19 protein-coding genes and 1 pseudogene are annotated in these 19,832 nt (G+C 69.7%); 13 read left to right on the top strand and 7 right to left on the bottom strand.

Going from position 1 to position 19,832, the window contains the following annotated elements:
* Window positions 1-15 precede the first annotated feature (15 nt).
* Complete coding sequence (locus tag ACIA6B_RS25030; protein ID WP_396776837.1) at window positions 16-1,896, top strand: hypothetical protein; 1,881 nt, start codon at window positions 16-18, stop codon at window positions 1,894-1,896.
* 15 nt (window positions 1,897-1,911) lie between these two features.
* Window positions 1,912-2,775, top strand: a complete 864-nt coding sequence (locus ACIA6B_RS25025) for a TylF/MycF family methyltransferase (protein WP_396776835.1) — start codon at window positions 1,912-1,914, stop codon at window positions 2,773-2,775.
* A 122-nt stretch (window positions 2,776-2,897) separates the two neighbouring features.
* Here ACIA6B_RS25025 and ACIA6B_RS25020 read toward each other — a convergent pair whose 3' ends face one another.
* Window positions 2,898-3,950: an LCP family protein gene (locus ACIA6B_RS25020; protein WP_396776833.1), complete on the bottom strand. Its 1,053-nt coding sequence runs from the start codon at window positions 3,948-3,950 to the stop codon at window positions 2,898-2,900.
* A gap of 140 nt (window positions 3,951-4,090) precedes the next feature.
* On the opposite strand from ACIA6B_RS25020, the gene ACIA6B_RS25015 reads away from it, so the two are divergent.
* From ACIA6B_RS25015 to ACIA6B_RS24990, 6 genes are all read left to right on the top strand, one after another.
* Window positions 4,091-4,240 carry a hypothetical protein gene (locus tag ACIA6B_RS25015; RefSeq protein WP_396776831.1) on the top strand — a complete coding sequence of 50 codons (150 nt, stop codon included), beginning with the start codon at window positions 4,091-4,093 and terminating at the stop codon, window positions 4,238-4,240.
* Window positions 4,237-4,779, top strand: coding sequence for a hypothetical protein (locus ACIA6B_RS25010; protein WP_396776829.1), 543 nt, complete (start codon window positions 4,237-4,239; stop codon window positions 4,777-4,779). The genes ACIA6B_RS25015 and ACIA6B_RS25010 overlap by 4 nt, the downstream gene beginning before the upstream one ends.
* Window positions 4,769-6,286 carry a glycosyltransferase family 2 protein gene (locus tag ACIA6B_RS25005; protein ID WP_396776828.1) on the top strand — a complete coding sequence of 506 codons (1,518 nt, stop codon included), beginning with the start codon at window positions 4,769-4,771 and terminating at the stop codon, window positions 6,284-6,286. The genes ACIA6B_RS25010 and ACIA6B_RS25005 overlap by 11 nt, the downstream gene beginning before the upstream one ends.
* Before the next feature lie 6 nt (window positions 6,287-6,292).
* A complete protein-coding gene (locus ACIA6B_RS25000) occupies window positions 6,293-7,156 on the top strand; it encodes a choice-of-anchor P family protein (RefSeq protein ID WP_396776826.1) in 864 nt (287 codons plus the stop codon).
* Between the two features lie 6 nt (window positions 7,157-7,162).
* Window positions 7,163-8,323, top strand: a complete 1,161-nt coding sequence (gene wecB / locus ACIA6B_RS24995; protein WP_396776825.1) for a non-hydrolyzing UDP-N-acetylglucosamine 2-epimerase — start codon at window positions 7,163-7,165, stop codon at window positions 8,321-8,323.
* Between the two features lie 197 nt (window positions 8,324-8,520).
* Window positions 8,521-9,921, top strand: coding sequence for an acyltransferase family protein (locus tag ACIA6B_RS24990; RefSeq protein ID WP_396776823.1), 1,401 nt, complete (start codon window positions 8,521-8,523; stop codon window positions 9,919-9,921).
* Window positions 9,922-10,029: 108 nt separating this feature from the next.
* On the opposite strand, the gene ACIA6B_RS24985 is transcribed toward ACIA6B_RS24990, so the two are convergent.
* Window positions 10,030-10,575, bottom strand: a complete 546-nt coding sequence (locus tag ACIA6B_RS24985; protein ID WP_396776821.1) for a hypothetical protein — start codon at window positions 10,573-10,575, stop codon at window positions 10,030-10,032.
* A 445-nt stretch (window positions 10,576-11,020) separates the two neighbouring features.
* Here ACIA6B_RS24985 and ACIA6B_RS24980 point away from each other — a divergent pair, with 445 nt between their 5' ends.
* From ACIA6B_RS24980 to ACIA6B_RS24965, 4 genes are all read left to right on the top strand, one after another.
* Entirely contained in the window at window positions 11,021-11,977 is a 957-nt protein-coding gene (locus ACIA6B_RS24980; RefSeq protein ID WP_396776819.1) for an alanine racemase, read from the top strand.
* On the top strand, window positions 11,974-13,221 hold the full coding sequence (locus tag ACIA6B_RS24975) for an MFS transporter (RefSeq protein ID WP_396776817.1): 1,248 nt from the start codon (window positions 11,974-11,976) through the stop codon (window positions 13,219-13,221). The genes ACIA6B_RS24980 and ACIA6B_RS24975 overlap by 4 nt, the downstream gene beginning before the upstream one ends.
* Before the next feature lie 3 nt (window positions 13,222-13,224).
* Window positions 13,225-13,980: a class I SAM-dependent DNA methyltransferase gene (locus ACIA6B_RS24970; RefSeq protein WP_396776816.1), complete on the top strand. Its 756-nt coding sequence runs from the start codon at window positions 13,225-13,227 to the stop codon at window positions 13,978-13,980.
* 159 nt (window positions 13,981-14,139) lie between these two features.
* Window positions 14,140-14,349, top strand: a complete 210-nt coding sequence (locus tag ACIA6B_RS24965) for a hypothetical protein (protein WP_396776814.1) — start codon at window positions 14,140-14,142, stop codon at window positions 14,347-14,349.
* Window positions 14,350-14,448: 99 nt separating this feature from the next.
* On the opposite strand, the gene ACIA6B_RS24960 is transcribed toward ACIA6B_RS24965, so the two are convergent.
* Window positions 14,449-15,801 carry an AI-2E family transporter gene (locus tag ACIA6B_RS24960; protein WP_396776812.1) on the bottom strand — a complete coding sequence of 451 codons (1,353 nt, stop codon included), beginning with the start codon at window positions 15,799-15,801 and terminating at the stop codon, window positions 14,449-14,451.
* A 367-nt stretch (window positions 15,802-16,168) separates the two neighbouring features.
* Window positions 16,169-16,276 (bottom strand): annotated as a pseudogene (locus tag ACIA6B_RS24955) (LLM class F420-dependent oxidoreductase); the annotation flags it as partial.
* Window positions 16,277-16,453: 177 nt separating this feature from the next.
* On the opposite strand from ACIA6B_RS24955, the gene ACIA6B_RS24950 reads away from it, so the two are divergent.
* Entirely contained in the window at window positions 16,454-17,476 is a 1,023-nt protein-coding gene (locus ACIA6B_RS24950) for a zinc ribbon domain-containing protein (protein ID WP_396776810.1), read from the top strand.
* A 226-nt stretch (window positions 17,477-17,702) separates the two neighbouring features.
* Here the strand turns inward: ACIA6B_RS24950 and ACIA6B_RS24945 are convergent, their stop codons facing one another.
* The 3 genes from ACIA6B_RS24945 to ACIA6B_RS24935 form a co-directional block, all read right to left on the bottom strand.
* Complete coding sequence (locus ACIA6B_RS24945; RefSeq protein WP_396776808.1) at window positions 17,703-18,611, bottom strand: hypothetical protein; 909 nt, start codon at window positions 18,609-18,611, stop codon at window positions 17,703-17,705.
* A gap of 177 nt (window positions 18,612-18,788) precedes the next feature.
* A complete protein-coding gene (locus tag ACIA6B_RS24940; RefSeq protein WP_396776806.1) occupies window positions 18,789-19,316 on the bottom strand; it encodes a DUF6036 family nucleotidyltransferase in 528 nt (175 codons plus the stop codon).
* Complete coding sequence (locus ACIA6B_RS24935) at window positions 19,313-19,699, bottom strand: hypothetical protein (RefSeq protein ID WP_396776805.1); 387 nt, start codon at window positions 19,697-19,699, stop codon at window positions 19,313-19,315. The genes ACIA6B_RS24940 and ACIA6B_RS24935 overlap by 4 nt, the downstream gene beginning before the upstream one ends.
* Window positions 19,700-19,832 lie beyond the last annotated feature (133 nt).

The following is a 19,832-nucleotide window of genomic DNA, read 5'->3' as shown; positions in this document are numbered from 1 at the left end:
GCCGCTTGGCGCCGGGTGGGTATCCCGCTACTGGGGCTGTGCGCCGGCCTCACCGCCGCGCAGGGCGTCACCCAGCTTCTTCCGCCGCGCTACGAGACGCAGGCGTCCGTGCTCGTCACGGCCAGTTCGAACAACGACGACCGGCCGGCGGACCTGGCACTTGCGCAGAACCTCACACCGACCATCGCCCGGCTGGTCGGGTCCCGCGAGGTCGCGCTGGACACGGCGCGCACCCTGAACCTTCCCGAACAGGCAGTCCTCGGCCATGTCCGCGGAGAGTTCGAACCCGGTCTCCAGATCATCACCGTGCACGCCACCGCCGGTTCCGGTGCGCAGGCCGCGGCGATCTCCAACGCGGCGAGTCGCGCGGTCAGTGAAGAGCTGGACCGGTTGGACATGGGCAGCCCCGCCACCATCAGCGCGCGCGTGCTCGACACAGCCAGCCCCTCGGTCCGGCCCGCGTTCCCGAAACCACTGCTGAACGGCGTGCTCGGCGCGCTGGCCGGGCTGCTGGCGGGCTGGGGCGCGTCGATCCTGCGCGATCGCTTTGACAACCGGCTGCGGGACACCGCCCAGATCGAGGCGCGGCTGGGCCTGCCGGTCGTCGGCGCGCTGCCGCCGCTACCCCACCGATTCGCCCGTCACCACGCCGCCGCGCTGTATGGCCGCCCCGACGTCAGCGACGCGATCCGGACGACGATCTCGACGCTCAGCGTGCTGACCGCACCGCTGCCACGCCGCCGGTTGCTGGTCACCAGCGCCCACGACGACGACGGCAAGGCGTTGGTGACGGCGTTGCTCGGCCTGGGCATGGCCGACGAACAGTGCCGGGCGACGCTTGTCGACGGCGCGGTACGCGACCCCGTGCTGTCGGGGCACTTCCCGGACGCGCCCTACACCTGGCAGCAGGTGCTCGCCGCGCAGGCCACGCCCGGGCGGCTGCCTGACCTTCCCACCCTGGCCGTGCTGCCGGCCGAGCCCCGCAACGGTGCCGGCACCAAGGATCTCGACGCGTTGGGCGGGCTGCTCACCGCGCTGGGCGAGAACGAGGACTGCGTGATCGTGCACGCGCCCCCGATCCTCGGCGGGCGGGAGATCGCGGCTTTCGCCCAGCACGTCGACGGCGTGCTGCTGGTCGTCCGGGCCGGCCGGACGAGTCTGCGGGACAGCACCCAGGCGGCACGGCTGATCCGCCAGCTCGGGCTCCCGCTGTCCGGTGTCGTGGTGATCGGCGCCGACGATCGACAGCGCAGCGGGGCGCCCTCCGGATCCAACGCCGAGGTGGCCCCGGAACTGCCGGCGTTGCCGGTACCGAGATCCACCACGCAGGGCGCCGTCATCCGGGAACTCGTCAACGCCCTGGCCGAGGACTCGTCGAGCACAGCCGGACGGCACCGCCGGCGGGAACCCGATCCCGTGGCGCCGGTTGCGCACCCGGCGGTCGAGCCGGACCCGGAGTCTCCGGCGACGACTCCCGAGGCCCCGGTCGACGATGCCGTCACCGAGTCCACGCCGGTGATGGCCACCCCCACGGCGATGGCCACCCCCACGGCCCGCCCCAACCCGCAGCCGCAGCACCCCCTCCCGCCGGGCCCGCCGGTCGAGGCGCCGCCGACCCGACCGGCCCCGGTCGTCGACGGCAGGCTTTCCCGGCCGCTGGCCTGGCCCGAGCCGCCGAGCCTGCCGCCGCTGGCCGGCCCGTCCCGCTCGGAGCCTAGGTCGCATTTGGTGGTCGGCTGGCCGGCCCGCGGTGAGGATCCCTACGGCTCCGGCAGGGCAGCGGTGGCGGAACGGGTGGCGAGCCGGCCCGCTTCGCGTAGCACGGGGGTGCCGGTGACTCGCGTCGCCGCCCCTGACGACGGGTGGGACCGCCCGTCGGGATACATCCGACACTGATGAGGAGATTCGTCAATGAGTGAGATCACTGTGCCCACGCAGGCGTCCGGGCCGGTATTGGACGATCCACGCGCGCTCTACTGTGACCTGCTGAAGAAGGCACTGACCCGATCGGTCTTCCGCGAGAACTGGATGCCGTACCAGCCGCGCCAGGGCTCCCTGCACGGCCGGCTCTACCGCTACGGCCGACGCATACTGCAACGCAAGGGCCTGGAGGTGGTGCTCCAGTTTCCGTTCGACGCCGAGGCGCGGGCCACCGGCCGTGACTGGCCGCCGGAGGCCGAGACGATGATCGGTCTGCGCCGGCTCGACAACCTGGAACGGTGCATCGCGGACGTCCTCGACCGGAGGGTGCCCGGCGACCTGATCGAGACGGGTGTGTGGCGGGGCGGCGCGGTCATCTTCATGCGTGGCATGCTGCGGGCCTACGGTGACCACGACCGCACGGTCTGGGTGGCGGATTCGTTTCGCGGCCTGCCGAAACCGGACCCTCTTCGGGTCGAGGACGTCGAGGACGCGCTCTGGGCCGAACCCTTCCTGGCCGTGTCCCTCGAGCAGGTGAAGGCCAACTTCGAGCGGTACGGGCTCCTCGACGACCAGGTTCGCTTCCTCAAGGGCTGGTTCTGCGACACCCTGCCGACCGCACCGGTGGAGCGGATCTCGGTGATGCGACTCGACGGCGACCTCTATGACTCCACGATGGACGCGCTGCGCTCGCTCTACCCGAAGCTGTCCGTCGGCGGGTACGTGATCATCGACGACTACCACGCCGTACGCGGATGCAAGCAGGCCGTGGACGACTTCCGCGCCGAGCACGGCATCGTGGACGAGTTGCGCCGGGTGGACTGGACCTGCCGCTACTGGCGGCGATCTCGGTAACGGTGCCCGACGGTGCCGGCGGATGGGCGGCCAGAAGCCTCCATCCGCCGGCACTGTGTGCGCTCCCCCCACTGCGGGTTTGAGGCCCGGCCGACGGTGGACTTTGTCCAGGCCGGGCGCGTTCACCTGACCGGTGGTGTCTGCGGGTTGGTCGCGAGCCACTGCGGCACCCGGTCCTCACGTAAGGCCGTGAAGAGCGCCGGCGCGCGGGTCTCGTCCAGTCGCACCGCGGACCCGGCGGGAGTTCGCAGGTCGGTGTCGCTGGTGGGAACGGTGACGAATTGCACCGCCTCCGGCCTCACCCGGCGCAGCGCGAGCGCGAGGTCGGCCAGGTCGAGGTCGCGATCAACGACCAGGGACTCCGCCGCCGTGGTCAGCAACCGGTCCAGTTGGGTCGGCTTGGTGAGCAGGCTCTTGGAGGCGACGCGTTCGACGAGAGCGCGAACGACAAGTTGCTGGTCGTGGATGCGCCCGAAGTCGCCGCCAGGCACCCCGTGCCGCTGGCGCACGAGGTCGTCGGCCGCCGCGCCGTTCAGCTCGTGGCAGCCGGCCGGCCAGGTGGCCCCGGTGTCCGAGGACGTGACGGCGTAGGGCAGGCATACGGTGACCCCGCCGACCGCGTCCACGAGCTTGCGGACGGCGGCGAAGTTGGCCACCAGCACCCCGTCGAGCGGTAGACCGGTGAGCTTGGCGACGGTCTCGGCGGCCAGCGGGGCCCCGCCGAACGCGAACGCAGCATTGATCTTGTTCGAACCGCCGGCCCAACCCTGACCCGCGGCGGGCACGTCGACGTAGCTGTCCCGGGGAATGGAGACGACAGTAACCGCGTCCCGCGCCTTGTTCACGTGGACCACCATGATGGTGTCCGACCGCTGCCCCGGGTACAACGCCTGGTCGGGCTCCCCGTCGCGGGAGTCCGATCCGAGCAGCAGCAGGTTGAGCGGCCCGGACTCCCACCGCCGCTCGTCGTGGGGCCCGGCGCCCCGGCCCAGGATGTCCTCCCGCTGGACCCGGCTCTCGTAGCGGTGCTTGAGGCCGAAGCCGAGGGAGGCGAGCCCGGCGCAGAGTACGCCGAAGAGCACGACGAGCACGAGGCCGGCCCGTTGCCAGCCCGCCAGCGCCCGCCACCTGGATCTCGCCGGACCGATCCTGCGGTCGGGAATCCCGGTCACCATGCTGCCCACCTCCAGGGTTGTCTCGCTGCCTTTCCGAGATAACCCTAGTCACCCTTTTGGGTTGCATGAGGTTTACATTCCTATTTGTCCGCTTTGCGGGATGCATCCTGCTGACGTCCAGGTTGACGAGGGGGTTGGGCATGTACGGGATTCCCGGCAAGGGGCCACACATCGGCGGCGGTCTGGCCGCCACCGGAATCGCCATCCAGTCGTGGTTGCTGGTCGGAGTCGGGCTGGTGGTCCTGGGCCTGGCGCTGTGCGTCGTCACCATGTTGGGCCGAGAACGATGATCCGTTCCCGACCCGGGGCGTGGCTGGGCGCCGCCGCCGGTGGCCTGTTCGGCATCGCCGTCGCCGCCATCACCCTGTGGCGGTGGCACGACATCGCCAGCGCTGAGGCCTGGCTGAACGCCCGGCTTGTGAGCGCCGCGGGACTGGCGGACGCCACCTCCATCGGGGCGGCCGTCACCTTCCCACTCGACGAACGATGGGTCGGCTTCATGGTCTCCAGCGGCTGTTCGGTCGCGATGTTGCTGATCCCGCCGATAGTGCTGGCCTCGACGCTCGTCGGATTCCGGCGCATTTCTCTGCCCCGGGGCATCACTGCCCTGGCCCTCGCGGTCGCCCTGCTCGTGGTGGTCAACCAGCTCCGACTCGCCGCGGTCGTGATCTCCATGCAGACCTGGGGCTTCCGGCTCGGCTACGAACGCAGCCACGTGCTGATCGGCTCCGTGATCACCACCGCGGGCCTGATCGCCGTCACGATCCTCTTCCTGGTGTTGGTCAGCCGCAGCAGGCGCGCCCGACGGGCGGTCGCCGGTGTCCACTGAGACTCAGTCCCTCGCGCTGCTCAACACGGCCGCTTTCCTGCTGTGCGTCAGCTTCTGCGCGTACGTGCTCAGCATCCTGGTGTTTCACCTGAGAGGTCGGCGTAGCCGAGGGGGCAGCCCGGACGGCTTCGACTGGCACATCATCGTGCCGTGCCGCAACGAGGCCGCCGTCATCGGCGACACCGTACGGCGCCTGCTGCACGACTTCCCGCACACGACGGTCTGGTGCGTCGACGACGACTCTGACGACGGGACGCTGGCCGAGCTCGCGGCGTTCGTCGACCAGCCCCGGGTGCACGTGATCCGGCGCCGACTGCCCGACGCCCGGCAGGGTAAGGGCGCCGCGCTCAACACCGCGTGGCGGCACATCGACCAGTGGCTGCCGGCCGACACCGACCGCAGCGCCGTGATCGTCGGAGTGCTCGACGCGGACAGCCACCTCGATCCGCAGTTCCCGGTCGCCCTGTCCGGCACTCGGTACTTCGGCGATCCGACCGTCGGCGCCGTGCAGGTGGAGGTACGGATGCTGCAGTGTGCGCCGCAGCGGCGCGCCGCGTCCTCCGCGGCGAGCGCTTGGGCACGACTGCTGATCCGCCTGCAGGACATGGAGTTCCGCGCCCCGATCGCGGCCATGCAGTCTCTGCGTCGGCACACCGGCAGCGTCGCCATGGGCGGTAACGGGCAGTTCACCCGGCTCTCCCTACTCGACGAGATCGCCGCCGAACACGGCACCCCATGGCATGGGGCACTGCTGGAGGACTTCGAGCTGGGCCTGCACGTCCTACTCATCGGCGGACGCACCGAGTACTGCCCGGAGAGTTGGGTGGCCCAGGAGGCACTGACCAAGATCCGCCCCTTGGTCCGGCAGCGCACCCGCTGGGCCCAGGGCTCCATGCAGTGCGGCCGCTACCTCGGCAAGGTGCTGCGCTCACCGCGGATCCGCAACTCGGCGACACTGGAGATCGCCCACTTCCTGGCCGCGCCGTGGACCCAGTTGCTTGGCACCCCGGTCTATCTCGCCTGCTTGGCCGTCATGACCTACTACATCGACAACACCACGGGTGGGGTTCAAGGCTGGTGGCACAGCGGCGGCTGGGGTGTCCCGCCCCTGGTGATCCTGTTCGGCATCGGGCCGTTCGCCCTCTGGGGCGTCGTCTACCGGGCCCGCTGCGAGCCGCACCTCACGCTAACCAAAGCGCTGCTTCTTGGCGTCTGTCACTGGCTCTACAGCTACGCCCAGTCGCTCGCGGTCTGGCTGGCATTCGCCCGCATGGTCACCGCTCGCAGCGACTGGCAGAAGACCGCCCGCGCGGGCGACCCGCCGCCGCGGCCCGCCTCGACCCCGGCCGTCGGTCGCGTACCGGTACCGGCACAGCCGCACCGGGTGATTCCCGTGCGCCGGCCCGGCCGGCCGGAGGGGCCTCGGTCGATCCGGCCACCGCGGTATCTCACCCACCTCAGCTCCACCCCCACAGACCGCCCCACAATCGCCCACATCAGAAAGTAGAGCTCTATGCCAAGAGTCAGATCCGGCCTCGCCCGCACCGCGACGGTGCTGGTCGGGGGCCTCGCCATGGCCGTCCTGGCGGCCTCCCCGGCAATGGCGGACACCTCCCAGTCCTCCGCGTCGGCCCTGCAGATCAGCCTTCTCGGCGGTGGCCTCGCCAGCTCCGGTAGCGCATCGGCGAGCAACGACGGCACCACCGAGTCGATCTCCGGGAACCAGAATCCACCGCTGGCCGTGCTCGGCGCACAGAACGTCATCACGGCGGGTGTGCTGGGCCAGAACGTGCGGGCGTACAACGACGGGACGTCGGCAGCATGCGCCGGCGTGCTCGGCACCGGCGGCACCATCACCATCGGGCCGGGGGGAAGCTGCCTCGTCACACCCGGCGCCGCGGTGACCCTGAACCTCGGCACCAACGGTCTCGCCACGATCTCACTGGTAGCGGACGCCATCTACTCGTCGTGCACGGCCACGAGCAGCCCCTCGGCGACCGGCACCACCAGCCTGGTCAACGCCCGCATCGTCTCGACGGTGCTCGGTGTCGACACGACGCTGCTCAGCCTGCCGGCCTCGCCGGCGCCGAACACCGGGCTGAGCGTGCCGGGGTTGATCAACCTCACCCTCAACGGCCAGTCCAGCTCGGGCACCGGCCAGCTCAGCGTCACGGCACTGAACCTGACAGCAATCGGCGGGGCCTTGGCCGGAGTGACCATCGGTACGTCGAACTGCGGGGCCAACGCCGTCGCACCGCCGATCCCGGTCATCCCGCTCGCGGGTGCGCCACTCGCCCTCGGTCTGGGCGCACTCGCGGCCGGCACCGGCGGTGGGATCTCCTTCGTGCGACGACGGCTCGCCGCCGCCCGGAGCTGATCCGACGTGTATCCGAGCAGATCGACAGCGAACAAGGTCCTGATCCTGGCCGGAACCCGGCCGGAAGGAATCAAGACCGCGCCTCTGATCCGTCGTCTCCTCGATGACCCGAGGTTCACGGCACGGGTGGCGGACACCGGACAACAGCCGGGACGCGTCACCGAGGCCCTCGCCCCGTTCGGCCTCCAGCCGGAAGTGACCTTGCGCCTGAAGCGGCGCACCGGGTCGCTCGCCGAGCTGGCGGCGGCACTCACCACGGGAATTGACGATCTGCTCGAACACCACCGTCCAGCGGCGGTCGTGGTGCAGGGGGACACCACGACCGCCCTGGCCGGCGGCACCGTCGCGTTCTGGCGCCAGGTCCCGGTTGTTCATCTCGAGGCCGGGCTGCGCACCCACGACCTGGCTCGGCCGTTCCCCGAGGAGGCAAACCGGGCGATGCTCGCCCGGATCGCCGCCCTGCACCTGGCCCCGACCCGGAGCGCCAGATCGAACCTGATCCACGAGGGCGTCCCGGCCGGCCACATCGTGGTGACAGGCAACACCGTGGTCGACGCGCTGCACGACCTCATCGACCGTGGCGCCGCCTCGCCACCCACCTGGATCGACCCGACCCGACAACTGGTGGTCGCCACGACCCACCGGCGGGAGAACTGGGGCGACGGGCTGGCCGCGACCGTGGACGGCCTACGCCGGCTGGCCGGTCGGTGCCCGGATGCCCAGATCGTGATGGTGACCCACCCCAACCCGAAACTCGGTGAGGCGGTCACCAGCGGTCTGGCCGGCTCGGCCAACGCACTGGTGACTCCACCACTGCCCTATCCGGAGATGATCGGCCTGCTACGGGTGGCCGACTTGGTCGTCACCGACTCCGGCGGGCTCCAGGAGGAAGCCTCCACCCTGGGCGTTCCACTCCTTGTCACACGGGACACGACGGAACGTCCGGAGGCCCTGGCCGAGGGGTGCGGTGAGCTCGTCGGCACCGATCCCGAGCGGCTGGTGTCAGCCGGCCTGCGCTTCCTCGCCACCCCTCGGGGCGCGGCGTCGAGGTCCCCGTTCGGCGACGGACGAGCCAGCGAACGCTCGGTCGGTGCGATCGCCGACCTGTTGAACCTCTCGACCGCTCCGTCGATGGAACGCCGGTTGGCCACCGCAAGCCCCCCGTGAGCCAACAATAGGGACAAAATTGTTGTTTTCTCCCAAGAAGCACCTTATCGCCTGATAATTGACTCTCCGGGGCATGCCAGCGGCCGTAGCCCTCAGCAGATCGCCTTCATAGGAGCCGTCAGGTGCAAGCGTGGTTCAACGGAAAGCCCTCCCCGACGCTGGAGGACAGATATTCGTCCCGACACAACGCGTTTGGAGTGCTGCGTCTGACGATGGCGTGCGGCGTGGTGATCGCCCACGCCGGCCCCCTGGGCTTCGGCCAGCCGAACATCGGGGCATCCCTGTTCGGTCAGCAGAGTGACCTCGGCACGCTGTGCCTGTACGGCTTCTTCCTGATCTCCGGGTTCCTCGTCACCGACAGCGCGCTGCGCTCCACGCTGCGGCAGTACGTCCAGGCCCGCGCACTGCGGGTGCTCCCCGGCCTGTGGGTCTGCCTGCTGGTCACCGCGTTCGTCTTCGCGCCACTTGTCGCGCTCTACGAACGCGGCACCCTCGACGGATTCTGGGGACACCCGCAGGGGCCTCTCGACTACGTCACGACGAACTTCGCCGCTTCGATGGAACAGTTCCCCATCTCCGGACTGCTGGCCGACACGCCCTACGGCAAGCTTGGTGGCGGCCCGAGCGCCTTCGACGGATCACTGTGGACCCTTCGCTACGACCTCGCGCTCTACGGAGTCCTGGGCGTCCTGATGGTGACCTCGGTGCTCCGGCGCGCACCGCGTGCCGTACTGGTCCTGACCGCCATCTGTTACGCACTGATCATGCGCGACGCTCTCACCGCGTCCTCCTGGAGCGCCCGACCACCGCAGCATGGCGCCATCGGTCCGTTTCCGCTTATCGGCGCCTTCGCCGCCGACTGGATGTTGATCTTCAGCTTTCTGTTCCTGCTCGGCGCGGCGGCGCGCCTCTACGCGCACCGGATTCCCGCGCGCCGGGAACTGGCCGTGCTGGCGTCGGCGCTGCTGCTCGGCTCTCTGTGGTGGGGCGGATTCTTCGCGGTTGGAGTGCCGGCGTTCGCCTACCTTCTGCTCTTTGCGGCGGTCACGCTGCCGAAGCGGCTGTCCCGGATCAGTCGACGGCACGACTTCACGTATGGCATCTACATCTACGGCTTCCCCGTACAGCAAGGGATCGCCCTGCTCGGCGGTGCCCGGTTCGGCATGATCACCTACATCGCGCTGAGCCTCCTCGGCACCATGCTGTTCGCGGTGCTGTCCTGGTATCTGGTGGAACGACCCGCTCTGGCGTTCAAGACCGGCAGCAGCCGGTCGCGGCGCCGGTCCACCCAGGGGCGACTGGCCTCCGGCGCACTTCCGGCGCCCATCACGGGCTCCACCGGCCGCCCCAGCCGGGTCGGCGCCGGGCGGCGTACTGCCAGCCCTCGCCACAGACGGTCGACGAAGACCGGCGCGACCACGGTCGCCGCCCCGCTCCGCTCGTGGTCCTACCCGGAGAGCATGTCCTTCCTGGCGAAGTCCGACAACAGCCCGCCGAGGGTCGTCGTACCGATACCGGGAACGGGTGGCTCAGTCGCCCCAGGCAAGCCGGGCCGTTCGCGCCCGTCGCGGGGCGCCACCTCGAAACCACCGCGCTGACCTCGCACGCTTTGCGAGAAAGGAGCCAAGGCACAACTGGGCAGCCTCGTTGTCTTACCGATGCGAAATCAACTTGGCGCTTCGGTCAACTGCGTCGGACGGCACTCGTCAGCTCGACGCGACGAGGATCCGGGCGATCGGAACGACCGCTACCTGGGTCAGCGGTACCGCGCCGGACGTCACGACGAGGGCGCAGATCGGGAGCGAGCCGACCGCGATGGGTACCAGTACCGACCGACCGAGGCGCAGTGAGCTGATCCGGCGGGCCGAGGTCGCCGCCGCGACGACCATCAGCGTGGTGAAACCGGTGCTGGCCACCACGACCCCAGAACGGCGGTGATCAGCAGCGCGACGGCGGGCTTCGAACCCCCACGCGGTAGGTTCTTGGATGAAGGGCTGGCAGCCGGAGCCGCGTGCCGGACGGGTCGGGCGGGACGACGTGTGTGGCGGTCCCGTTGGCGGCGGCGTTGACGAGTGTGAGCGCGGCGAGGGTCGCCAGCACCCCAGGTGGCAGCCGGCAAGCCCGAGTGGCGTGGCGACGGGGCCGAACGGCAGCGCGACGGTGACCGCGATGAGCGGCAGACCGGTACCGGCCAGCGCCGGGGAGGCACGGCTGTGCAGGAAGCTGCGGTTGGAACGCAGCACCAGCAGCACGAGGATCTCGGGGCGGTGAACTGGACCAACCCCAGACGGCGCGGAAGTCATCGGCGGGCACGTGCCGCCACCGATGCAGGGCGACCAGCGAGTGGATGGCCGTCCGGATCGTCGCCCCGGCCGGTGTGGCATCGATAAGCCGCTGCGGCTCGGTGATGGGGTAATCATGCCCGGCGCTCGGGTCGGTGATATGGGCCTACGCCGGAACGCCCGCGAGGGTGATCGAGGCCGCTGACACATCCGCCTGCGCTGGCGCCGGCTGAGCAACGTGCCGATTGATGAGCGTTGACATCTCGGCTCAGCATCCCTTAGCGTCGGATGACCTTGCACTGGACGAAGGGAGAGACCTATGAGCTGCCTCGAACCACCGCTCGAGTCCTGACCCGAAGCATATGATCACGCCGGGCCGCCAGCGATGGCGGCCCGGCCTCATCTCAGGGATCGCATGGCCACCGCCCCTCAGGTCATCGTCGACCTGCCGCGGCTCGACGCGAACATCTCCCGGTTCCATCAGGCCGCCGCGGCTGCGGGCCGCCAGGTCCGCGCCCACGTCAAGGCGCACCGCACCATCGAGTTGGCCCAGCGGCAGGTCGCCGCCGGCGCGACCGGCGTGGCGGTGCACACCGCCAGCGCCGCGGTGCAGCTCGCCGCCGCCGGGGTCCACAACATTGTGCTCGCCTGGCCGTGGCCGGACGCGTGGCGGTTTCCGCTGTTCGTGGCGGCCGCGACCCAGGTCCCACAATTCGCGCTGCACGTCGACCGGCCCGAGGCGATAACCGGCGTCGGCGCGGCAGCGAGCGCCCGAGGCACCGAGGTAGGCGTTCGGATCGACCTGCGGCACGCACCCGCCGAGGCCGTGCTGGCGCTGGCGAAACTCACCGTGGACACTCCCGGCGTGCGGCTCGACGGGATCGCCGGATATTCCCCGACCGCCACCACTGAGGAGATCCGCGACCGGTACGACGTCGGCCGGCGGCACGCGCAGCGGGTGGTCGCCGTGGCGGAGACGCTCCGCGACGCCGGCATCGACTGTCCGGTGGTCAGCGTCGGCGGCACCCCGACCGCACCCGGCGCGCTCGACGTCGACGGCGTGACCGAGATCTGCGCCGGCGCCTACGCCACCCTGGACGGAGGGCTGGCGGCCGCCGGAGCGTGCCGGGCGGGCGATGTGGCGTTGACCGTAGCCGCCGACGCGACCGATCTGCTCGACGGCTGCGCGCAACCGTGGGACCCGGCGGTGGCCTGGTTGCCGGCCGCGCCGCCCTACCAGGACCGGCTGGCACCGGCTCACATCTGCCCGCTCGCCGCCAACGTGCTCACGCGGGGCGCCGAGATCACCGTCGTCGCGAACGGCGAGCGGGTAGCGGTCTGGCGACCGTTCGCGGCGCCGGACCGCGGATGACCACCACCGCGGGTCCGCCGGGGATGTTGACCGCCGACTTGAGCCTGCTCCGACAACGCCGGTTCGCGCTGCTCCTGACCAGCCGCACAATCTCCATCTTCGGCAACGCGTTCGGCCCGGTCGCCATCGCCTTCGGCGTCCTCGCGTTACCCGGCGCCACCGCGGGGACGCTGTCCACCGTGCTTGCCGGAAACGCTCTACCGCAGCTCGGGCTGATGCTGCTCGGCGGGGTGATCGGCGACCGCCTTCCGCGCCACCGGGTGCTGGTGGCGGCCGAGACGCTGTCCGGATGCGCCTTCGCCGCTCTCGCCGCGATGCTGCTCACCGGCTGGGCACCGCTACCGCTGCTGGTCGGAGTGGCCTTTGTGGCCGGCTGCGCCTCGGCACTGCTGCTGCCGTCACTGACCGGCGTGCTGACCGACGTGGTCGACAGCGACCGGCTACGACCCGCGAACGCACTGCTGCGCCTCGCCGGCAACTGCGCGACCATCGGCGGTGTCGCGATCGCCGGTACAGCGGTCGCCGTGCTCGGCCCGGGTGTGGCGCTGGCGATCGACGCCGCCACGTACTTCGTCGCCGCCACCCTGTTGACCGGGTTACGCACCCCCGGGCCCGCGGCCCGCGTCCGGCGTGGCGTCTGGGCCGACCTGCGGGAGGGGTTCCGGGAATTCACCGGCAGGCAGTGGCTGTGGGTGGTGGTCGGCTCGGCGGCGGTGCTCAACGCCGGCACGGCCGCGACGTTCACCGTACTCGGGCCGATCCTGGCCGTAGAACGCATCGGCGCCATCGCGTGGTCGGTCATCCTCGTCGGGTACACCGCCGGGATGCTGCTGTCGGTGGTCGCCATCCTGCGGATCCAACCCGGTCGGCCCCTCCGTACGGCGGTCCTCGTCACACCGCTGCTCGCCGCGCCGCTGGCCGCGATGGGATTCGGTGCGCCGGTGGCGATCACCGCCGCCGCGGCGTTCTGCGCCGGCGCGGCGTTCAACGTCTTCAGCGTCCTGTGGGAGACCACCCTGCAGCAGCGCGTACCGGCCGCCGCGTTGTCCCGGCTGATCTCCTGCAACTACGTGTTCGCGTTGTCGCTGAAGCCCGCCGGCATCTACCTCGCCGGGCATTTCGCGACCGGCCTCGGTGTCGGCCCCACGACGCTCACCGTCGGTGCGGTGCTGCTTGTCGCGGGTCTCGCCCCGCTCGCCTCACCCCAGGTCCGCCAGCTTACCGACGACACAGGAGGTGCGTGAGTGATGGAGCAGTACGCCGAGGGGTTCGCCCAAGCCTATGACGAGCATTGGAGCCCATACCCGACCCGAGCCGCCGAACAACTCCTGCGGCTGCATCGCACACTCGATCCGGACGGTGAGCGCCGCGTGCTCGACATCGGCTGCGGTACGGGCATCGCGGCGGCGCAGCTTCAGCAGGCGGGCTACCAGGTGACCGGCCTGGACGTGTCGGCGGCGATGCTTCGGCGGGCACGGCACCGACTCGGCGAGCAGGCCGCGCTGATGCAGGCCGATGCCGCCGACTTCACCGTTCCGGAACCGTTTCCGCTCGCCATCTCGACGTACGACATCCCCAACCACCTGGGCACCCTGGACCGGATCGGCTCCTACCTGAAGAGTGTGTACCGGGCTGTCCGGCCGGGCGGACTTTTCGCGTTCGACGTGGCGACCCGTAAGGGCCTGCTGGGTGTCAACGCCATCCAGATCCGGGAGACCGACGAGTCGATCCTGCTGTACCGGGGGGCCCTGAACGAGGAGGCCGGCTACGGCTTCTACCGGATCTCCGGCGTGGTCCGGGCAGCCGACGGACGGTACGACCGGTTCGAAACCACGATCACGAACCACATCGTGCCGCTCGACCGGCTCGCTGCCACGCTCAAGCAGGTCGGCTGGCGTGAAACGTACCTCGCCGCGCCGGCCGACCTGCTCACCCCACTCACCGATACGCCGATGGTCGCCGACGAGAGGCTTCCCCGGGTCTACTTCGTATCCCGCCGCTGACCGGCCGCACGGCGGCCGTTCGTCTGCCGTCACGACTGGCCGCGTCGCGCCGACAAAGAAATGTCGCATGCTGACGAAGAGGCGAGTCCCGCATGGGCGACACAGTAACGGCCGCCCCCCTTCTCGGCCTTGGCCCCCGCTCGCAGCCGCGGCCCGCGAATGCCGTTCGTCCTCACCGAGGACGACATCCGACGCCTCGTCAGCTTCGACGACCGCCGCCCCACCCTGCGCGACGCCCGCAGCGAGGACAAGAGCACCGTCTACCGCGAGCTACGGCTCGCTCTCACCTACAACCCCGGTGAAAACATAATTATCGTCGAGGCTAAGCCTGAAGCTGATTACTGTGAGGTATCCGTGGCCTCGTCCTGATCCGTGCCATCCTGCGTCGTGTCGTCGTGCTGGGTCGAAGGGCTCACGAGCAGGTGAAACATACCCGGCAACGGTTGGCCGACCAACCCGGCCCGGTCGTCATCGCCGGGCGTGCTGGGGACTCATGTCGTCGGCGTCGACGGAGTCGTCGGTGGAGGGCAGCGGGCTCTCTGCCTGGTCGCGCCGCGCGTCGGCGGTTTCCTCGGCGTCGGCCTCGTCGTCGTCGGTGGGGCGGGTACCCGGTGGGATGCGGTCGGCGGTGGGGCTGCCGGCGGGATGTGTGGTCAGGTAGCGCACGGCGGTGTTGGCGACGGCGAGCAGGGGCACCGCGACGAGGCCGCCGACGATGCCGGCGACCACGATGCCGGTGGCGATGGCGAGGATCACCGCGAGGGAGTGCAGGGCGACGGCGCGGCCCATGACCAGGGGTTGCAGCACGTGTCCCTCGAGCTGCTGCACGGCGATGACGACCCCGAGGATGATCAGTGCGCTGACCGGGCCCTGGGTGACCAGGGCCACGAGCACGGCGACGGCACCGGAGACGGTGGCGCCGACGACGGGGATGAACGCGCCGAGGAACACCAGCGCGGCCAGGGGCAGAGCCAGGGGTACGCGCAGGACGAGCAGGCCGATGCCGATGCCGAGGGCGTCGACGAACACCACCAGAACGGTGGCGTGGACGTACGCGATGAGGGTGTGCCAGGAGTAGTGGCCGGCGCGGGCGGTGGGCACCCGGGCGTCGCGGGGCAGCAGGCGGCACAGGAAGCGCCAGATCCGGTCGCCGTCGCGCAGGAAGAAGAACAGGGTGAACAGGACCAGGAAGAAGCCGGTGAGCACCTCGCCGAGCGTGGTGGCGGTGCTCAGCGCGCCGGAGGTGAGGGCGCCCTGGTTCTGCGTGACCTGCTGCTGGGCGCGATCGACCAGACCGCTCAACTGCTGGTCGTCGAGGTGCAGGGGGCCGCGTGCCAGCCAGGTCTGCACCTCGTCGAGGCCGCCGCGGACCTGGTCGGCGAGGTCGTCGTACTGGTTGACGAAGGTCCGCACGATCAGCGCGAGGGTGCCGAACACCGCGACCAGACCGGCGACCAGCACGATGGCGGCGGCCGGCGCGGGGCCGAGGCCGCGGCGGCGCAGCAGCCCGGCGACGGGCTGCAGCAGGGCGGCCAGCAGTACGGCCACGATGACCGGGATGACGACCACCCGCAACACGCCGATCACCTTGATCAGCACGTAGGCACCGGCGACCAGCAGGATCAGTCGCCAGGCCCACGCGGCGGCCACTCGGATTCCGCGCGGGACGACCTGGTCGCGCTGGGAATCGTCGGGTTCGACGACGATGATGTGGGCCGGCTGGTCGGTCAGGCCGGTCTCGTCGAAGGGCGGGGGTTCGGCCTGCCGGGCGGCTGTCAGCCGCGCGCGTGCCTCGTCGCGCACCCGCGCCGTCCATCGCATGATCACACCTCGTCCTGTCGTCGGCCGTGCCGGGCGGCAGAGGCATCCTGTCCGTGACGGCATCCCTCCTACCCGTCGCATGGCGAGGAAACCCTGTCGATGGCCATGACCTCCGACCCGGGAAGAGAGAATGCCCCGGGGAGGAGTCGGGAGAGGCGTGACGGCTGAGAGGCCGGGCGCGTCACCGCGTCGCGCCGTCGTCGAGGCAAAGGCCCATGGCCTGCTCGGACGAGATGCCGGCTCCTAGGCTAGCCACAGTCACCGGGTGGATGAGTTGTTCGAGGCGGCGGGCTCGCTGCGGGAGGGCCACCGGCGCGTCGACTGGTCATCGACGCCGCTGGGCCCGGTGTCGTCCTGGAGTTCCGCCCTACGGGGCGAACACCCGCGCGTCCTCCAACTGCAGGTGCTTCCCCTCGTACGACTGGTAGCCGCCGCGCCAGAGTAGCCGGATGATCTCCAGCGCCTCCCGCAGCCGCTCGTGGCTCCCCGGACGCTCGGGAAGCCCTGCCCGACGACGTGCTCGTTGAGCCGCTCCCCCGCCTCGGCGAAACGAGCCTCTACGACTCTGGCGACGACTGGAGAACCTTCGAGATCACTGCGTCCGAATTCGAGCGCGCCTGGAACTCGGATGGAGAATGGCGGCCTACCGTTCATGCGCGTCTGGCTGGCGGCTGAACGTGTACCTACGAAGCCGTCGCGATCGCTGCGGGTGCGCGGTGCCGCTACGTGGACACCAGCGATCGGCACCGACATCACCCGGGTCTACTGCACTGAATTCTACGATGGTTTGCCTGGTCGCAGTCTGCAAGGAGCGCTTCGCGGCATAGGCGTGCACGTAATCCAAGGGCGCGAAGCTCCCTGCAGCCTGGTCGGAGACAGCGGCTGCAGTTGGAACGACAAGACCTCCTGGGTGTGGTCCGACACGATCGCGCATCCGCCGCTCGTCACCGTCAACGACTTCGAGCTCGTTCAGACGATCATGGCGGCCAGCGGTCGAGGCCGCACCGGCACCCGGCAACGAAAGACGCGCCGCCCCCACATCCTTCGCGGTCTCATGCTCTGCGGGCTGTGCGGACGCAAGATGCAAAGCCACCAGGCACATGAGACCGCCTACTACCGGTGCCGCCACCCCAACGAGTACGCCCTCGACGCCGGCCCCGGCAGCATCGCACCAGAGATCACCGCCGCCAACAAGATCATTGCCGCATGCGACGCCAAACTCGCCCAGTACCGCGCCGTCGCAGACGCCGGAGGCGACCCGGCCACCGTCGCTGGCTGGATGGCCGAGGTCAACGCCCAACGCGCCGCCGCCCTCGCCCAACGCGACACGGCAACGTCAGCACAAGCGCAGACTCCCCGTCGCCTCACCGAGGACGACATCCGACGCCTCGTCGGCAGCTTCGACGACCTCCGCACCACCCTGCGCGACGCCCGCAGCGAGGACAAGAGCACCGTCTACCGCGAGCTACGGCTCGCTCTCACCTACAACCCCGGTGAAAACAAAATCAGCGTCGAGGCTAAGCCTGACGCTGATTACTGTGGGATAACTGTACGTGTCCGAGGGGGGAACCGAACACCTGCACGTATCATATGTGCACCACCTCGGGTGCGCATGCTCATAGATTACGGTACGACCAGGGTTGGCTCAAGCCGGCATTCCTACTACCGTGTGTGAGCATGGACAGCATTGAGGCGCACGGCTCGAGGTAATGGCCGGCGATCCCGGCGAGCAGCGCCAGACCGACTCGATCGCCGAGAACATTGGTGTCGGCAACGATTGGTCCGAGGGCGGCAGTAGAGGATCTTTTCCACCTGCTGAGGTTCCCGGAATTCCGCCAGTTCCATCCCATACTCCGGCACGGGCTTGGCAGGTCCGTCGCCCACCAAGCCCGGCGAGGGTGTCACTTCACAGGTGTGGTCTTGACGGTGGCGCGTAGCGTCTGCGCGAGGCCGGGCATCGCCTTCCAGCCGTCGGCGACTCGTGCGATTCGGGCGGTGTTGGTGGTGGTGAACTTCTGCAGGTCGTTAGCGGCGGCGTTGACGACTCCATCAATCCGTGATTCACGGCAGGCCCAGTCGGCAGCGGCTACCTGCTTCTCAAATGTGACAGCGTCGGCCCATTCAGGGAGGGCGGTCGGGTCCGACGGACGCTCAAATGACACAGGCGGGAACTTCTGCTCGACCTTCAGGTACGCCTCGGACAGGTCACCGGCGTCGATTCCGGCCGACTTCATGCAGCTGGCGTATTGGCGAGTCAGGTCCGGTGCGACCTGCTGCTGGACGCTACCGAGCAGGTCTACCAGCTCGACTTCCAGTTCCTGCTGCCCGTCAGGAACCCTGAGCTTCTCACCCGCGGTGGCGGCGTTCTGGCAGGACTCGACAGCAGTGAACCAGCGTGCTTGGTCATCCGAGGCGGCAGGCAAACCCGGGTTGGGGGCCTCACCTCGCTTGGCCAGCATCTCGATACGGGCGGCAACCCCGAAGTCGGCGCGGTGGGGCGCAAATCCGAGCAGATCGCCGGGGGCAGGGTCGGTAGGCGGGCTCATCGGCTGATAGGGGGTGACGCCGTACACGGCGCCCTTGGTCCGGGCGCAGGCGGCGATCGCGGACTGGCTCGTGAGCCACATCCGCTCCTCGCCGGCCAGACGCTGTTGCGGCGTTCCATACACCTGGTCGATCACAGCGGACAACATGGCCGGGGCATCGACGCCGACGGGCGCGGCGGCAGGCATTCCGGGCTGGGCACAGCCGGCCAGCGCGGCGATGGTGACGGCGGTTGCAACGGCAACGTTCCGGCGGCGCTTAACCATTGGTCGCTGGGCTCCCTTCATACGAAATCAGGACGAGCAAGAAGTGACCGAGCCGCCCCCGTCGTACAGGTACGAGCCGGTGGAGGTGAGCCACCACGAGCGGGTGCGCTTGTCCCGAATACTTGCGATGACCGCAGACGGGTACTGCTGATGGCAATCTCGACGGCAGTGCTCGACCTACTCGAACAGTTCGCGGATGACTCCCATGGCCCGCGGCGAAATGACCTCGTCAGGGTAGAAGTCGCTGCACAAACGTAGGGCGTCATCGACTGTCGCCACGTTGGCCAGTGCTGCCAGGGTCCGAAGGTCGTCCACGTCGCGGGTCCGCGCCGCGAGCGCCTTCATCGCGAAGATATGCTCCGGAGAGGCCGCCATCACGCGCAGGCCAGGGTGGTCGAAGACCCGCCGCCTGCCCGGGTCGTCCTTGCCGGAGACATACACACTGGCCTGCTCGTTGAGCCACCACGGCGGCAGACCTAATTCGTCGGCCACCGCACGCGCCTCATCCAGGACGACCCCGTGCGGTACGAACATCGCATCGACGTCCCTGGTCACCCGTTTCGCATCGTAGGCGAGCGCCATCGCGGCACCACCCACAACGAAGATGTCGGCGACGACCCCGCGACGGACAAGCCGCTCGCCCAGGTGAGTGAACGCGCGTTCGAGTTCCGCGCGCCCCATCAGGACGCCGTCTGACCCGCTCACGCCGCCGCCAGATCGTGAACGGACAGGTACACGCCATGCTTTCGAAATGCAGCCGGGGCCCATGCCAGGGCGTCGGCCCGGTGGATGGCCAGTTCGGCAGGGAACCACGCCCGCCGCAGCACACGCGCGTCGACCCATGCGGGCGGAGCAAGATCCGCCTGAGCCAGCAGGTGCTCCGCGACCGCGGCAAGTAGCGCATCCCACCGAGAGTCCCCGGTCAGCCCAGGCTCCTCGCTCAACAGGCCGACCCTGGTTTCTGCGGGTTCCCAGCGGTACTCCTCGAGGAACTCCCATACGAGCTTCCAGCGAGTCTGGTCGGTGTCCGCGGATGCCAGATGGATGGCGAGCCTGGCCAGACTCATCGGTTCGTAGCTGGAACCCATCGGGCAAGCCTCACCTTCGAGCCGACAGCTTCATCCGTTTCAGACTATCGCGGCGCCGACCGCGAACACCGCAGAGGTGAGGTGGCGACGGGGTCCGATTTTCGTGCTGCACCCCTGCTCGGACCGCTTACTC

The sequence above is a fragment of the Micromonospora sp. NPDC051141 genome (assembly GCF_044455765.1).
Taxonomy (GTDB): domain Bacteria; phylum Actinomycetota; class Actinomycetes; order Mycobacteriales; family Micromonosporaceae; genus Micromonospora.
Note: the sequence above shows the minus strand (reverse complement) of the source record. Positions and strands in the feature narration are given on the sequence as shown.

What these genes read in the sequence shown, in the direction of transcription:
- ACIA6B_RS25025 (WP_396776835.1), top strand. Translation starts at nt 1,912, where the DNA reads ATGAGTGAGATCACTGTGCCCACGCAGGCGTCCGGGCCGGTATTGGAC.
- ACIA6B_RS25020 (WP_396776833.1), bottom strand. Translation starts at nt 3,950, where the DNA reads ATGGTGACCGGGATTCCCGACCGCAGGATCGGTCCGGCGAGATCCAGG.
- ACIA6B_RS25015 (WP_396776831.1), top strand. Translation starts at nt 4,091, where the DNA reads ATGTACGGGATTCCCGGCAAGGGGCCACACATCGGCGGCGGTCTGGCC.
- ACIA6B_RS25010 (WP_396776829.1), top strand. Translation starts at nt 4,237, where the DNA reads ATGATCCGTTCCCGACCCGGGGCGTGGCTGGGCGCCGCCGCCGGTGGC.
- ACIA6B_RS25000 (WP_396776826.1), top strand. Translation starts at nt 6,293, where the DNA reads ATGCCAAGAGTCAGATCCGGCCTCGCCCGCACCGCGACGGTGCTGGTC.
- ACIA6B_RS24980 (WP_396776819.1), top strand. Translation starts at nt 11,021, where the DNA reads ATGGCCACCGCCCCTCAGGTCATCGTCGACCTGCCGCGGCTCGACGCG.
- ACIA6B_RS24975 (WP_396776817.1), top strand. Translation starts at nt 11,974, where the DNA reads ATGACCACCACCGCGGGTCCGCCGGGGATGTTGACCGCCGACTTGAGC.
- ACIA6B_RS24970 (WP_396776816.1), top strand. Translation starts at nt 13,225, where the DNA reads ATGGAGCAGTACGCCGAGGGGTTCGCCCAAGCCTATGACGAGCATTGG.
- ACIA6B_RS24965 (WP_396776814.1), top strand. Translation starts at nt 14,140, where the DNA reads ATGCCGTTCGTCCTCACCGAGGACGACATCCGACGCCTCGTCAGCTTC.
- ACIA6B_RS24960 (WP_396776812.1), bottom strand. Translation starts at nt 15,801, where the DNA reads ATGCGATGGACGGCGCGGGTGCGCGACGAGGCACGCGCGCGGCTGACA.
- ACIA6B_RS24950 (WP_396776810.1), top strand. Translation starts at nt 16,454, where the DNA reads ATGCGCGTCTGGCTGGCGGCTGAACGTGTACCTACGAAGCCGTCGCGA.
- ACIA6B_RS24945 (WP_396776808.1), bottom strand. Translation starts at nt 18,611, where the DNA reads ATGGTTAAGCGCCGCCGGAACGTTGCCGTTGCAACCGCCGTCACCATC.
- ACIA6B_RS24935 (WP_396776805.1), bottom strand. Translation starts at nt 19,699, where the DNA reads ATGGGTTCCAGCTACGAACCGATGAGTCTGGCCAGGCTCGCCATCCAT.